Source organism: Aestuariibacter sp. GS-14, from assembly GCF_006494365.1.
Taxonomy (GTDB): Bacteria; Pseudomonadota; Gammaproteobacteria; order Enterobacterales; family Alteromonadaceae; genus Alteromonas; species Alteromonas mangrovi.
This window is the reverse complement of sequence record NZ_VHIP01000006.1, coordinates 276787-290159: the sequence shown is the minus strand read 5'-3', so window position 1 is coordinate 290159 and position 13373 is coordinate 276787. Positions and strand designations below refer to the sequence as shown.

14 protein-coding genes and 1 pseudogene are annotated in these 13373 nt (G+C 47.1%); 8 read left to right on the top strand and 7 right to left on the bottom strand.

The window, feature by feature from the left end; all coding sequences use genetic code 11:
* Window positions 1-13: 13 nt before the first annotated feature.
* Together dksA and sfsA are read right to left on the bottom strand one after the other, a co-directional pair.
* Window positions 14-463 (bottom strand): RNA polymerase-binding protein DksA, encoded by a 450-nt coding sequence (gene dksA, locus FJ444_RS12455; RefSeq protein ID WP_140958624.1) that lies wholly within the window; start codon window positions 461-463, stop codon window positions 14-16.
* 216 nt (window positions 464-679) lie between these two features.
* The gene (gene sfsA, locus FJ444_RS12450) at window positions 680-1384 is read right to left on the bottom strand and encodes a DNA/RNA nuclease SfsA (protein WP_140958623.1); all 705 of its coding nucleotides are present in this window, start codon (window positions 1382-1384) and stop codon (window positions 680-682) included.
* Between the two features lie 32 nt (window positions 1385-1416).
* Between sfsA and pepB the strand changes: the two genes are divergently transcribed.
* Entirely contained in the window at window positions 1417-2703 is a 1287-nt protein-coding gene (pepB, locus tag FJ444_RS12445; RefSeq protein ID WP_140958622.1) for an aminopeptidase PepB, read from the top strand.
* A 74-nt stretch (window positions 2704-2777) separates the two neighbouring features.
* On the opposite strand, the gene FJ444_RS12440 is transcribed toward pepB, so the two are convergent.
* Window positions 2778-2960, bottom strand: coding sequence for a helix-turn-helix domain-containing protein (locus FJ444_RS12440; protein ID WP_140958621.1), 183 nt, complete (start codon window positions 2958-2960; stop codon window positions 2778-2780).
* Window positions 2961-3109: 149 nt separating this feature from the next.
* Between FJ444_RS12440 and FJ444_RS12435 the strand changes: the two genes are divergently transcribed.
* Entirely contained in the window at window positions 3110-3706 is a 597-nt protein-coding gene (locus FJ444_RS12435) for a YhgN family NAAT transporter (RefSeq protein WP_140958620.1), read from the top strand.
* A 12-nt stretch (window positions 3707-3718) separates the two neighbouring features.
* Complete coding sequence (locus FJ444_RS12430; protein WP_140958619.1) at window positions 3719-4300, top strand: YjaG family protein; 582 nt, start codon at window positions 3719-3721, stop codon at window positions 4298-4300.
* 31 nt (window positions 4301-4331) lie between these two features.
* Here the strand turns inward: FJ444_RS12430 and rsmD are convergent, their stop codons facing one another.
* Window positions 4332-4916, bottom strand: a complete 585-nt coding sequence (rsmD, locus tag FJ444_RS12425; RefSeq protein WP_140958618.1) for a 16S rRNA (guanine(966)-N(2))-methyltransferase RsmD — start codon at window positions 4914-4916, stop codon at window positions 4332-4334.
* A 360-nt stretch (window positions 4917-5276) separates the two neighbouring features.
* Here rsmD and ftsY point away from each other — a divergent pair.
* From ftsY to FJ444_RS12405, 4 genes and pseudogenes are all read left to right on the top strand, one after another.
* Window positions 5277-6227 (top strand): annotated as a pseudogene (ftsY, locus tag FJ444_RS12420) (signal recognition particle-docking protein FtsY); the annotation flags it as partial.
* A gap of 37 nt (window positions 6228-6264) precedes the next feature.
* Window positions 6265-6948, top strand: a complete 684-nt coding sequence (gene ftsE, locus FJ444_RS12415) for a cell division ATP-binding protein FtsE (protein WP_140958616.1) — start codon at window positions 6265-6267, stop codon at window positions 6946-6948.
* A complete protein-coding gene (gene ftsX, locus FJ444_RS12410; protein ID WP_140958615.1) occupies window positions 6945-7925 on the top strand; it encodes a permease-like cell division protein FtsX in 981 nt (326 codons plus the stop codon). Before ftsE ends, ftsX begins: the two co-directional genes overlap by 4 nt.
* 66 nt (window positions 7926-7991) lie before the next feature.
* Window positions 7992-8600, top strand: a complete 609-nt coding sequence (locus tag FJ444_RS12405) for an ACP phosphodiesterase (protein WP_140958614.1) — start codon at window positions 7992-7994, stop codon at window positions 8598-8600.
* Window positions 8601-8607: 7 nt separating this feature from the next.
* Here FJ444_RS12405 and FJ444_RS12400 read toward each other — a convergent pair whose 3' ends face one another.
* Both FJ444_RS12400 and FJ444_RS12395 read right to left on the bottom strand, forming a co-directional pair.
* Complete coding sequence (locus FJ444_RS12400; protein WP_140958613.1) at window positions 8608-9852, bottom strand: EAL and HDOD domain-containing protein; 1245 nt, start codon at window positions 9850-9852, stop codon at window positions 8608-8610.
* Window positions 9853-9991: 139 nt separating this feature from the next.
* Window positions 9992-11212: an EAL and HDOD domain-containing protein gene (locus FJ444_RS12395; protein WP_140958612.1), complete on the bottom strand. Its 1221-nt coding sequence runs from the start codon at window positions 11210-11212 to the stop codon at window positions 9992-9994.
* 267 nt (window positions 11213-11479) lie between these two features.
* On the opposite strand from FJ444_RS12395, the gene rpoH reads away from it, so the two are divergent.
* A complete protein-coding gene (gene rpoH, locus FJ444_RS12390; protein WP_140958611.1) occupies window positions 11480-12334 on the top strand; it encodes an RNA polymerase sigma factor RpoH in 855 nt (284 codons plus the stop codon).
* A gap of 56 nt (window positions 12335-12390) precedes the next feature.
* On the opposite strand, the gene FJ444_RS12385 is transcribed toward rpoH, so the two are convergent.
* Window positions 12391-13299, bottom strand: coding sequence for a bifunctional GNAT family N-acetyltransferase/hotdog fold thioesterase (locus FJ444_RS12385; RefSeq protein WP_140958610.1), 909 nt, complete (start codon window positions 13297-13299; stop codon window positions 12391-12393).
* Window positions 13300-13373: the final 74 nt, after the last annotated feature.

Below are 13373 nucleotides of genomic sequence, written 5' to 3'. Positions count from 1 at the left end.
ATGGCTACAAGGATTAACCCTGCAGTTGCTTCTCTTTTATTTCAGCCATGGTTTTGCAGTCAATACACAAGTCTGCAGTGGGTCTGGCTTCTAAACGGCGAATACCGATTTCGATACCACAGGAGTCGCAGAAGCCAAAATCGTCTTCTTCAATGCGCTTCAAGGTTTTCTCAATCTTCTTAATCAGCTTGCGTTCGCGATCCCGCGTTCTCAGCTCCAGACTGAATTCCTCTTCCTGAGCTGCACGATCAACTGGGTCCGGGAAATTTGCCGCTTCATCTTTCATGTGCGAAACAGTGCGATCCACTTCTTCACGCAACTGATTACGCCAGGCTTTCAGTATTAAACGAAAATGCTCCATTTGAGCTTCGTTCATATACTCTTCGTTGTCTTTTGACTGGTACGGGGTAAGCCCGGCAAGTGCCAAAAGGCCAAGGGATTTGGTTTCTTTCTCAGCTGGCATGTGCCACATCTCCTACACTACGACACCCTAAATGTCCTGAAATAAACGGTTATCTATAACAGAATCGTGTTGTACAGGCAACGTAAAGTGTCTTTAACTGATTACGGCACACGTTTCCTATTAATCGTATGCGCTATTGCCGCACCCATAAAAAATGCGGGCTTTTTTCAGCAAGCCGCAAATATGCCGTCCAAATCTTAAAAATCAACTCTTTTTTTACAAAATAACCGGGAGCAATTGATTTATAGTGATTTTTTCTTCACTCATTTTACAGCTTACGGCAAGTACTTTTACGCCGGCGGCCACAGCATCCTCCACTGCTAAAGCATAGGCTGGGTCTATGTGGTGGGCAACACTGACCTGTTCAATAGCGCTGTGCTGCACACAAAAGAACAGACAGGTATCAACACCGGTTCTTGCAAGTTCGGCAAGTCCTTGCACATGTTTTGTGCCTCTTGTGGTTACCGCGTCTGGAAAATAGCCCTGTTTACCGTCTGCCAGGGTAACGGATTTAACTTCCAGATAACAGAGTGAATTATCCTGCTGGGTCAGGCAGAAATCAAACCTTGATTGACCATCTGGCGCTTTTACTTCTCGGCGAACCGCCTGTAAGTGTTCAAACAATGGGTGAATACCCTGTTTAATCGCTTCGCTGGCCAACGTGTTGGCATGCTGAGTGTTAATCCCAATCCAGTGCTGTTGTGGGGTAAAGACCAGTTCCCATGTGAATTTAAGTTTACGCTTGGGGTTGTTAGCAGGGCTCACATAGGTAATAAAGCCAGGTTCAGCACATCCTGTCATTGCGCCGGTATTGGGGCAGTGCGCAGTGATGTGTTCGCCGGAATCGAGCAATATATCGGCAAAAAAGCGTTTGTATCGACGAATCAGTGTGCCGCGTAGCAAAGGTGAAGTAAACTGCATAAACGAATCACGTTATAAAACATGAGGACATTATGACTGACATGCAAGTGAAGATCACGGATACCCCTGCTGCGCTGAGTTGGGGTGAAAAAGCCGTGCTGAGTATTTCCGGTGATCAGGCGCTGATTCACATTAATGAAAAGCAGGACCGATTACGGATTATCCGTCGCGCTGCTCGTCAACTCGACAGCATGAATATACCAGTTGTGGTACTGGATGGAACGTGGGAGAAAAACGAGCAATGGACATTTGCGGGCAGTTTTACGCGGGCTTTCAGACCCGGCCGGGTTGTGTTTTGCGACAACAGCGACAAAGCAGAGTTAGAAAAGGCATTCTCGGCGCTGTTGTTTACGCGCAAGCTTATCAATGACACGCCAGACGTGTTATCGCCAATGGCGTTGGCTCAACGCGCGGCTGACTGGTTAAAGTCGCTGGCACCCGATGCCGTGAGCTATCAGCTGATAGCCGGTGAAGCGCTGCAGGCGCAGGGCTGGACAGGGATCTACAATGTAGGGCGTGGGAGTGACCGTGAACCCGTGTTCCTGCAACTGGATTACAATCCAGCAGGAGAAAGCAATACGCCAGTGTCAACGGCGCTGGTAGGCAAAGGGATTACCTTCGACAGCGGTGGTTACAGTATGAAATCCAGCGAAGGTATGCTGGACATGAAGTGTGACATGGGCGGTGCTGCAACGGTGACGGGCGCTTTAGGGCTAGCCATCATGCAAGGGCTAAATAAACGCGTAAAATTATATCTGTGCTGTGCAGAAAACCTGGTGAGCGGCCATGCCTATAAATTAGGCGACATTCTTACCTATAAAAACGGTACCAGTGTGGAAATCGTAAATACCGATGCCGAAGGCCGATTGGTACTTGCCGATGGATTAATCGCCGCCGTGGAATCGAAGGCTAAGTATATTGTGGATGCCGCCACTCTCACCGGAGCCGCTACGGTAGCGCTGGGCTACGACTATCACGCGGTATTTAGCCTGAATCCAGCGCTGTCACAATCGCTGCTGGATGTGGCTAAGGCTGAACAGGAAAAGTTCTGGCCGTTACCTTTGGAAACCTGGCACCAGGACCGTTGCCCTTCTGCATTTGCTGATACAGCGAACTCACGGGCGCAAAAAGGTGGTGGCGCCGGTGGTGCATCCAACGCGGCGGGCTTCTTATCGCGTTTTGTTACCGGTAACGAACAAGGCTGGCTGCATTTAGACCTGGCAGCGGCTTACCACGGTAGTGCTAACGCGGAGATGCCAGCAGGTGGCACAGGTGCGGGTATAAAAACACTCGCAGCCTTTCTTCGCTCAGCTGAATAGGTAAATAAAGACAACACCGTCCTGTTTTAGCGGGACGGTTTTATTGTGCTTGCTATAAATGGTTCCGATACGTGTCAGATACCACCAAGGCGCTCGGCAAGTGCTTTATATTTTTCTACGTCGGTGCGATCGAACAATGGACTGCCTTCCTGGTCTTTATCTTTGGCGACCAGTAAACTTTCTCGTTGTAATCGTTCTACCCGAATTTCTTGTACATTGAGGAAGTCCGCTACTTCCCGCACAGTCATTAAGCTCATCTTTGCAACCTGTGTTGTTAGAGGTAGATAGAGTAAAGCGCAAAAATGTCTGTTTGTGAATAAAAAGTTAATGTTTGTTCTGCCGGGCAAAAATGCCAGTAATCAACAATCTCTATGGCAAGAGTGCATTTTTAATAAGAGGAAAATTAATGGATACCTGGTCTGCAGCGGTCATGCTGTTTTTGATTATGGACCCGTTGGGTAACCTGCCGATCTTTATGTCGGTACTGAAAATGATTGAGCCTAAACGTCGCCGATTCATTTTGATTCGTGAGTTGTTGTTTGCGCTGGTTATTTTGTATGTGTTTCTGTTTAGCGGACAGGCAGTACTGGATTTTCTCAACGTTAAACAGGAAACCGTGAGCATCGCTGGCGGTATTATTTTGTTTTTAATTGCATTGAAGATGATTTTTCCGGTAAAAGGCACCAGCCCGATTGGATTGGCAGCAGGCGAAGAGCCTTACATCGTGCCGTTAGCTATTCCCATGATTGCCGGGCCTTCTACATTGGCCGCATTAATTTTATTGTCGAATCAAAGTCCGGATAGAATGGCGGATTGGGCGCTGGCATTGGGCGCTGCCTGGCTGGTCAGTGCAGCCATTTTACTTTTTTCTGGTGTATTTCATCGTATACTTGGCGAGCGAGGCCTGGCTGCTATGGAGCGGCTGATGGGCATGATTCTGGTGATGATTGCAATACAAATGTTTTTAAACGGTGTCGGCACGTACTTTTCGCAAGTAGGTTAGCCCCGGAGAGGTATTTTGAATAATAAATTGTCCACGTTTGCGCAAGTGCGCGCGTTAGAAGGCCGAAATGCAATTGCGTTCAGCGTAGCGCTGCTGGATAGAATGGTGCCCAATTATCAGCTTTTTTGTGAGGTCACTGAGTTTGGGGATCCCACCGTGCTTAGCCACTGCCTGAATTTAATGTGGGAAGTGCTGGCTAACCCTAAAAGTAAAGTGAATTTTGCAACGCAACTGGAAAAGGTAGAAGAAGCCACGCCGGATACCAGTGATTTTGATAACTACGGTGTATATCCTGCTATTGATGCGGCTATCGCGATGTCGGCTACCATTAATCTGATTTTAAAAGAAGACCCGCAAGGGGCGGTAGTGGTGAGCAAGCTGTCCCAGGGCAGTGTGGAAGCCTATCTGTTGGCTACCGGAGAAGCTACTGACGAAACAGTAAAAACTCACCCACTCATGCAGTTTGAAATTGCCATTCAACAGGAACTGCTGGATGCAGTGCAAAGTGATCAGCCATGGCTGGACATGTTAAAAACGCTGAAAGATATTGCCGCCAGTGAAGGGATCAGCAATATTGGAATCGAACGGGATTAGCCAGTGAATGGCTTTGTTAACCGCCTTAAAGTCAGGCGGTTAACAGGTAATAACTGAATTGCCCGGTTTGCTTGTGTTTCAACACACTTACTCCTTGGGGTAGCAGTAATGGCGGGGCACCGACTTCCTGTTCAATGTAGATTTTTGCTGATTCGGCTATTAACCCATGTTGCTGTAAAGCCTGTAGGGCAGGGTTAACCAGATTGTGTTGAAAAGGTGGATCGATAAAGATAAGGTCAAAAGGGCCTGATAAGGCGGGCAACACCTGCAGAGCATCACCCTGGTGCACAGTGGCTTGTGCTTTGAGCAATGCCAGGTTCTTTTTCAACTGACCTGCCGCCTGACTATTCTTTTCAATAAAGGTGGCTTCGCTGGCAAAACGCGACAAGGATTCCATACCCAGTACACCTGAGCCCGCAAACACATCCAGTACCCGGGCATCCTGTACGTCAGCCATTAACCAATTAAATAGGGTCTCCCGGGTGCGATCTGTACTGGGTCTTAGTCCTTCCGCATCCAGCACTGGCAAGCGTCTTCCACGCCATTGCCCGCTAATGATCCTTACACTGCCGCTCCGCCCGGATGGACGCTGAGATTTTTTTGCTACTCGATTCATTGTGCCAGAGAATGCTATGATTCGCCGATATTGATTGAATTTGTCTCCAGTTTACCGCAGAACGCGGAATCTCAGTAAGGATTTATCAGCACTATGTCTAAACTTTTTGGCTGGTTGAACAAGAAAAAGCCCGAAGAAAAAACACAAAGTGAAGCACCAGCTGCAAATGTACAGGGTGCTACGCCTGTAGAGTCAGCGCCCGTAAATACAGCTACTCCAACAGAGCCCGTTGCCACCATCGAGCCTGAGGCTGTTAGTGCAGTGGATGAGGCTTCCGCCCCGGCTCTGGTAGTACCAGATTCCGTTCCATCCAGCGAGCCCGTGGCAAAACCCGTCACTAAGGCTGTTCCACCTGCAGAGGAGAAAGCTTCGTTTTTTGGTCGTCTGAAAGCCAGCTTGTCGCGCACCAAGGCCAATCTGGGCAGTGGCATTGTTAGCCTGTTTAAAGGCAAAACGATTGATGAAGAGCTATACGAGGAGCTCGAAACGCAGTTATTGGTTGCAGATGTGGGAATGGACACCACGGGTAAAATTATCAAACAGTTAACTGAGCAAGCCAAAATCTCTCAGCTAAAAGATGGCGATGCGCTGTATCAGTTGCTAAAAGGGCAGTTAAAAGGCCTGCTCACGAATGTGGATAAACCGTTACCCGAAGTCATTGCCCGTCACAATAAAGCCGATGGCCCGTTTGTGATCCTGATGGTCGGTGTAAATGGCGTAGGGAAAACCACCACTATTGGCAAACTGGCAAAGCAGTTCCAGCAGCAGGGCAAAAAGGTCATGTTGGCTGCTGGTGACACATTTCGTGCCGCTGCAGTTGAGCAATTACAGGTGTGGGGAGAGCGAAACCATATTCCTGTAATCGCTCAACCAACGGGTTCCGATAGTGCGTCTGTATTGTTTGATGCCTTGCAATCGGCTAAAGCTCGCGGTATTGATATACTTATCGCCGATACTGCCGGGCGTCTGCAAAATAAAGACAACTTAATGGAAGAGTTGAAAAAAGTGGTACGGGTGATGAAGAAGATCAACCCGTCAGCACCTCACGAAGTAATGCTCACGCTTGACGCGGGCACCGGTCAGAATGCAGTTAGCCAGGCCAAATTGTTTGATCAGGCTGTAGGATTAACAGGTATCACATTAACTAAGCTCGACGGGACGGCCAAGGGCGGTGTTATTTTTGCCATTGCCGATCAGTTTGCTATTCCCATTCGCTACATCGGCGTTGGCGAGGGTATTGATGATTTGCGCAGCTTTAACGGCGAAGAATTCATTGAAGCACTCTTTGCTGAGGCGGAAAAAGGCGAGTAAGCACAATAACAACAATAATCAGTAGTCAGGATCAACGATGATCAGATTTGAGCAGGTAAGCAAAACTTATCCCGGTGGCCAGCGGGCACTGTCAAAAGTGGATTTTCATATTGCACAAGGCGAAATGGCATTTTTGACCGGTCATTCCGGCGCAGGGAAGAGCACACTGCTTAAACTTATAAGCATAATGGAGCGCCCCACCGTTGGGCGCGTACTGATTAATGGTCATGATTTGAATGTGATTAAGCGTCGTCAGATTGCTTACATCCGCCGTGATATAGGCATGATTTTCCAAAGCCATCAGTTGCTGATGGAAAAAACAGTGTTCGACAACGTCGCCCTGCCACTGGTGATTGAAGGCTATTCCCACAAAGAGATCAGTAAACGCGTGGACGCTGCACTGGAAATGGTAGGGTTGAGTAGTAAAGCTCGCAATTTACCTATTACCCTGTCGGGTGGTGAACAACAACGGGTGGGTATTGCCCGGGCAGTAGTGAACAAGCCACCATTGCTTTTAGCCGATGAGCCAACAGGTAACCTTGACCCTAAATTGTCGATGGAAATTGTACGCTTGTTTGAAGACTTTAATCAGGCGGGGGTCTCTGTATTAATTGCAACCCACGATTTGGGCCTGATTGCCCGTATGAAATACCGCACGCTCACCCTGAAAAACGGCAAAATGATTACCGATGGCTTAACGGAAGACGAGGCTATGTTATGAGTATTCTTTTTAAGGGCCGCAGTCAGGGTGCCAGTGAGCGCAAAGTAAATATCCTGCAGCGTACAGTGATGTTCTTCGTTAATCACGTCAGACAGGCCCTGGGGAGCCTGGGTGAGCTATGGCGTCAACCTGCGGCATCGCTTATGACCATTGGCGTGTTAGGACTGAGTATAACCTTGCCAAGTACCCTGTATATCCTGGTTAAAAATACCGAGAAAATCAGTGCGGGTTGGGAACAGGCCGCAGAAATATCCCTGTTCCTGAAATCCGGCACTTCTGCAGGCAGTGCACAACAACTTATTACACGGTTACAAACCTGGTCAGAGATAGACAGAGTTGTGTATATACCCGCCGATGATGCGCTGGCCGAGTTTCAGCAGCTATCTGGACTGGGGGATGCGGTGAAATATCTGGAGTCAAATCCCTTGCCTGATGTGGTGCTGGTTACCCCGAATGAAAAGCACATTGCGCCTACTTCAGCCCGGTTGCTGCTTGAAAAACTGCAGCAACAACGAGAAGTGGATATTGGTAAACTCGACATCGAATGGCTGGAAAGGCTATACCGGTTTCTGAACATCGCCACTGAACTGGTCACCATTATAGGTGTGCTGTTGTTCATTGCGGTTGTGTTGATTGTAGGTAACACTATCCGTTTGAATATATTGAATAAACGCGATGAAATCCTGGTGATGAAGTTGGTGGGAGCCACCGATAGCTTTATCCATCGCCCGTTTTTGTATACCGGTTTTTGGTACGGGTTGTTAGGGGGCGTAATTGCCTGGATGGCGGTGATCCTGATTTTATGGTGGATGGATAGCAGTATTCAGGCATTTGCTGCCCTGTACGATAAGAGCTTTCGTATTACCGGTTTAACCGGTAGCGCACTGGTAACTATGCTGGTGTTATCGGTGTTACTTGGCCTGGTGGGATCGTTGATTTCTGTGCAGCGACATGTGCGGGAAATTGAGCCGCAATAGTGCCTTCCTTTACGTATATACAGCAGGGGCAATCATTACCTGCTGTTGGCATCTACCTGGTATTCTATGAATTACCTAGCGCATCTTTTTCTGGCGCAACCTCATCCTGATTCCTATTTTGGTAATCTCTTAGGGGATTTCCGGCGTGGTGTTAATGTTGAACTGTATGATGTTGCGGTTCAGGCAGGTTTAGCAAATCATATATTGGTGGATAAATTCACCGACGCACATCAGTCTGTAATCCTTGCCAGGCAATTAGTTAGTCCTGTCCGGCGGCGGTTTGCCGGTATTATGCTGGATATTTGCTTCGACCACTTCTTGTTGCGTCATTGGAATACCTTTTCAGCAGAATCCCTGGCCTCATTCTCCCAGCGGGTTTACACAGGACTTGCGGAACGCCATGAACACATGCCGCCGCCAATGCAACGCATGGTGGGTAGCATGCTTAATCACAAATGGCTGGCGGGGTATGATGACATATTACAGCTTGAGGCTGTACTGGATCGCACCGCCAGCAGGATCCGGTTTCGCCATCAGTTCTACGGCAGTATTGTTGAAGTTAAAGCGAATTATGCGGCATTTGAAGCCGCTTTTCTTGCCTTGTTTCCGGCGCTGATTGCGCATGTTAAGCGCCACAGCCCGGAAAAACGCCCAGAATTCCGAGAATTGATGTAATAAGGCGTTACTTGTCAGTAACGATTTTCTTAGGGAAATACGCCGACAAGGTTTTGCGAATACCATTTCCCCACACAATCGCCTGATTGTATAAACTGTGCAGGTATTTTTGATCGATATTCAATTCCCGGGATTCTCTGATCACATTCATCCACAGTGCGCTTTCAAAGGCGCGAACCAGCTTTTTGTAATGATTGAACTCTGCAGATTTACCCAATAGCGCGTCGTTTACTTCATCAGTAAGGGGAAGCTGGCGCAATACATCCGGCATATCCTGATCCAGCAGGGCATCGAGTAATGAGAACAAGCCAATCAAAAAGCCAATAGGTGGATCTGAGTTTAAACCGCGCTCGTGAGCCAGTAAGTCAAAGAACTTGGCCCTTACCAGCGACATGTGAAGTAGTTCCAGGGGTTTGTCGTCACCTAAATTGGCAAGTGACAACAACGCAATGAATTTTTTGATTTCCACTTCACCCATATAATTGAGTGCATGGCGAAGCGATGTGATCTTGTAGCGCTTATTAATTGTCGGGTTGTTGATAAATTTCAACAGCAGGAACGACAACGCTGCATCGCGTTCAACGATTTGGTTTATGCGATCCAGATTAAACTGCGAACTTGAGCTTTCGCCCATTAAATCAACCAGATTCAACTTGGATGCGGGTAACTGGCGCTGAATACGTTTTTCCGGTGTGGCAAAAAAATAGCCCTGGAAAAAATCAAACCCGAGTTCACGACACACCACAAAATCATCATGGTTATCTACATTTTCAGCGACTAATTGAATATGTGAAGCCAGAAAACGGGGAATGTTCTTCTCGATAATTTCGTAGTTGGCTTTGGTAACATCCACTTTCAATATATCGATAAGTGGAAAAATAGAGTGCTGACCGCTAATCATAGCCGGGTCATCAATGGCCAGTTTAAAGCCGAGTTGTTTTACGTGTTTACAGGCATCCACCAATGCAGTTTGCTGCATGGGATAGTCTGAAAGTTCAATTACTACGGTGTCGGGGTTTAATGCAGTGGGCAATCCGGATATCAGGGTTTCACTCTGAAAGTTGATAAATGACGTTTTATCCCCGCAAATATCATCCAGCCCCAACGTGTGAAAGTGTTCGGCAATATACCGGGCTTTGTCTGCATCGTGTGAAGGATAAGCGCCAGATTTTCCGTCGCGAAACAGGAGTTCGTAACCAAATACTTCCTTGTCGCGATCTAAGATAGGTTGTCGTGCAATAAAGGCGAACATGACTCTGGATAATCCTTCTGGTACAACGGGCTCAGCGCATAGAGACCTAATGTAAACTTTAACCGATGGTTAAAGTTTGATCCATCTTTTGTTAGATAATGATCAATTTATATTGCCTTTTTCGCATAAACGTCAACTACTACTTTATCGTGCCTTTACAGATGTCAGCGGCCCATTGCAATGCCTCTGTGTAGTACTGGTGTAATTCAACCTGTTTGAGTTTCAGGCGAGAGCCGAGTGTCTTCACGGCGCTCCATTGTCCCATTTCAAATGCTTTTACCAAATGAAGGCAGTCTTTCAGGGTGTTTTTGTTGCCGCATAGCGCCGCTTTTGCCTCTTCGGGTAATGGCAGTTTATCTACTAATGTTCGCATGTCCTGTTGCATCAGTGTATCAATTAACGACAACAAACCGGTTAGGAATCCGGCATTGCGCTCATCACATTGTTTTAATGCAATCAGTATGGACTCGCAGAATTTTGCTCTTACCAGACTCATGGTGAGTAATTCGCCTGGCTTATCCCCTGACATATTCGCCAGTGTGAGAAGCGCAATAAATTTGCGTACTTCTTCCTGCCCCATAAATGTCATGGCGTGTTTAAGCGAAGTAATTTCGTTGCGTTTGTTTACCGTGGGATTATTAATAAATCGCAGCAATAGATACGACAAGGAAACATCCCGTTCGAGGATTTGATTAATTTTGCCGATGTCTAATTCGGGTCTGGTACTTTCTTGCAGTAATTCCAGCAAATTGAGTTCATTAGACCCAAGCTTCCGGTGTTTCAGGATTTGCGGCTTGGCGAAAAAATACCCCTGAAAGTAGTCAAAACCAAGGTCAAGGTAATACTTGAACTGTTGAGCGGTTTCGATGCGCTCCGCTACCAGTTTTATGCCTTTCTCTTTTAAGAAGGGAATGGTATTGCGAATCTGGTCGTCGGTTACGGTTGTAATATCGAACTTAACAATGCTGATATAAGGCAGCAACGAGAGCCATTTTTCGTCGAGGTCGTAATCGTCCAGCGCCAGTGCATAACCTTGCTCAGCAAATTGCTTACAGGCGATGGCCAAATTATCTGACACTTCTACGGTTTCTGTGATTTCAATCACCACATCGGCTGGCGTCAGACTGGTTGGAAAGCGGTGAAGCAGGGTATCAGTATGGAAGTTAATGAACGCAATTGCACCACCGGTTACTTCGTCAATGCCCACATTCAAATGGCTTTCCGTAAGAATTCGTGACGTCGCTTCATCAGGCGATATGTTTGGGAAACAATTTTGTTCCCCGTCTCTGAAGAGCAGCTCATAGGCATAGAGCTGTTTATTGGTGTCGACGATGGGTTGTCTTGCAATATACGCAAACATTCAAACCTCGAAATACAGCAGTTAAGCGCAAACAACTTGTTATTGTTGATCGTTTGTTATTCACTGAACCGTAATATACCTGTATGACATTTAATTGCTATTCAAAAATAGACTGGGATTGGAACTTTTTTTCATAAAAACGGTCTTGAATAATAGAAGTAATGACCCTATATTCAGGGTTTGCGAAGTCGGTGAGTTATCGTCTTGGCGTCGCACATAATTAACTTGTTTGTTATATTGGTGTGCTAGGGATTTTTTGAGGTGATTATGAGCAATAAGTTGCAAACAATGGCGTTGTCCGTTCCTCATAGCGGTAGCATTGAAGGCTATATTCAGGCCGTCAGTACAATTGACATGCTAACTGCGGAAGAAGAGCGCGAACTCGCGTTACGCTTGCGTGAAGACGAAGATATCGACGCTGCACGTAAGCTCGTTATGTCTCATCTGCGTTTTGTTGTGCACATTGCCAAGTCTTATTCCGGTTATGGCCTTCCTCAGGCTGACCTGATTCAGGAAGGTAATATCGGATTGATGAAGGCGGTTAAACGTTTTGACCCTTCTGTAGGCGTGCGCTTGGTATCATTTGCGGTACATTGGATCAAAGCGGAGATTCACGAGTTTGTGCTGAAAAACTGGCGCATCGTGAAAGTGGCTACTACCAAGGCGCAGCGCAAGTTGTTCTTCAACCTGCGCAAATCAAAGAAACGCCTTGGCTGGTTCACTCATGAAGAAGTAAAAACCGTTGCAGACGAATTAGGTGTAAGCACCAAAGAAGTGCTGCAAATGGAAGCCCGCATGAGCTCGCAGGATCAGGCATTTGATTTGTCTGCCGACGATGAAGAAAGTGGAAGCTTCGCGCCAGTTCAGTATCTGGAAGACAAGTCTACTGATGTAGAAACCAGCGTAATAAGCGATGACTGGGATTCAAATGCAACTAAGCGTTTGTACTCAGCCATAAAAACACTGGATGAGCGCAGTCAGGAAATCATTGAGACTCGTTGGCTAGCCGACGACAAAACTACCCTGCAAGATCTGGCAGATAAATATCAGGTCTCTGCAGAGCGCGTTCGTCAAATTGAAAAGAACGCAATGAAAAAACTGCAGGCCGCAATGGCAGCCTGAGCCAGTTAAGCATGACAAAAAAACGCCTCGATTCTGAGGCGTTTTTTTTGCCTTATTCAGACTTTCTGTGCGGATGGGAGTATCCAGTAAATACCATGGAATTCAGCAACCGGCGTGGTATCGTCTAATACCTGTACTTCCAGTTCCAGCTTGCACTTCTTGCCTTTTTCCAGTGTGGTAAACTTGCCTTTTAATCGTTCCAGATTACAGACTGCCCGCGGCTTCATGGTAATCGGTTTGTGATAGTGAATGTTGCCATCGCCCAGCACAATATCACCGGTTAAGCCGCGTTCTTTTAACTGCAAAAAGATCATACCCCAGCCAGTGAGTGTGGCTAAAGAGAATATGCTGCCGGCAAACATGGTGCCGTGTATGTTGATGTTTTTGTTGAGTGATGCACGGGTTTCCAGTGTTTTACCGGTAAACTGGTGCAGTTTTATGCCCATATGTTCGGTAATTGGAATGGTTTCTGACCAGGTATCCTGTAGCTCCTGGCACCAGTCCGGATGCAGTACCAGCAACGAAAAATCATCGAGCTTTTTTACCATTTGCTGGCGTTTTAACAAGCCCAGTTCATTGGGGGCTTCACGTTCAATTTTAAAGCCACAAGCCTTGAAGAACTCAATGGAAATTTCGCGGCTGTTGGTTACCGCTCTGATTGCGCCTAATTCTCTGGCAACGGCTTCCAGGGCATTCAGAATTAACTGACCCAGTCCTTTGCGCTGATAGCCACTATGCACAGCAATATGGCGGATCTGAGCCTCTTCGGCGGTATTCAGGTGCACGCGTCCACACGCCACTATGTCGCCTTTGTTATTCAGCACTACACGGTGTTCACTCACCTGTTCGTATTCATCTTTTTCTGAACCGGGCGGGAAATTCCAGGGCTGACGCAGATACTGCCACCGGAAATGGTAATACGCGGCTAATTCTTCGTCGCTTTTGGGTGTAGCAATCTTAAACACAGGCAACCGGTCTCGAGTTGAACACAGGGCCTCACATTAAATCGTAAGCCTTGCCGAACAGCAAGTGGCATTCT

Coding starts and splice junctions, on each gene's coding strand:
- dksA (WP_140958624.1), bottom strand. CDS start 463: ATGCCAGCTGAGAAAGAAACCAAATCCCTTGGCCTTTTGGCACTTGCC.
- sfsA (WP_140958623.1), bottom strand. CDS start 1,384: ATGCAGTTTACTTCACCTTTGCTACGCGGCACACTGATTCGTCGATAC.
- pepB (WP_140958622.1), top strand. CDS start 1,417: ATGACTGACATGCAAGTGAAGATCACGGATACCCCTGCTGCGCTGAGT.
- FJ444_RS12440 (WP_140958621.1), bottom strand. CDS start 2,960: ATGAGCTTAATGACTGTGCGGGAAGTAGCGGACTTCCTCAATGTACAA.
- FJ444_RS12435 (WP_140958620.1), top strand. CDS start 3,110: ATGGATACCTGGTCTGCAGCGGTCATGCTGTTTTTGATTATGGACCCG.
- rsmD (WP_140958618.1), bottom strand. CDS start 4,916: ATGAATCGAGTAGCAAAAAAATCTCAGCGTCCATCCGGGCGGAGCGGC.
- ftsE (WP_140958616.1), top strand. CDS start 6,265: ATGATCAGATTTGAGCAGGTAAGCAAAACTTATCCCGGTGGCCAGCGG.
- ftsX (WP_140958615.1), top strand. CDS start 6,945: ATGAGTATTCTTTTTAAGGGCCGCAGTCAGGGTGCCAGTGAGCGCAAA.
- FJ444_RS12405 (WP_140958614.1), top strand. CDS start 7,992: ATGAATTACCTAGCGCATCTTTTTCTGGCGCAACCTCATCCTGATTCC.
- FJ444_RS12400 (WP_140958613.1), bottom strand. CDS start 9,852: ATGTTCGCCTTTATTGCACGACAACCTATCTTAGATCGCGACAAGGAA.
- FJ444_RS12395 (WP_140958612.1), bottom strand. CDS start 11,212: ATGTTTGCGTATATTGCAAGACAACCCATCGTCGACACCAATAAACAG.
- rpoH (WP_140958611.1), top strand. CDS start 11,480: ATGAGCAATAAGTTGCAAACAATGGCGTTGTCCGTTCCTCATAGCGGT.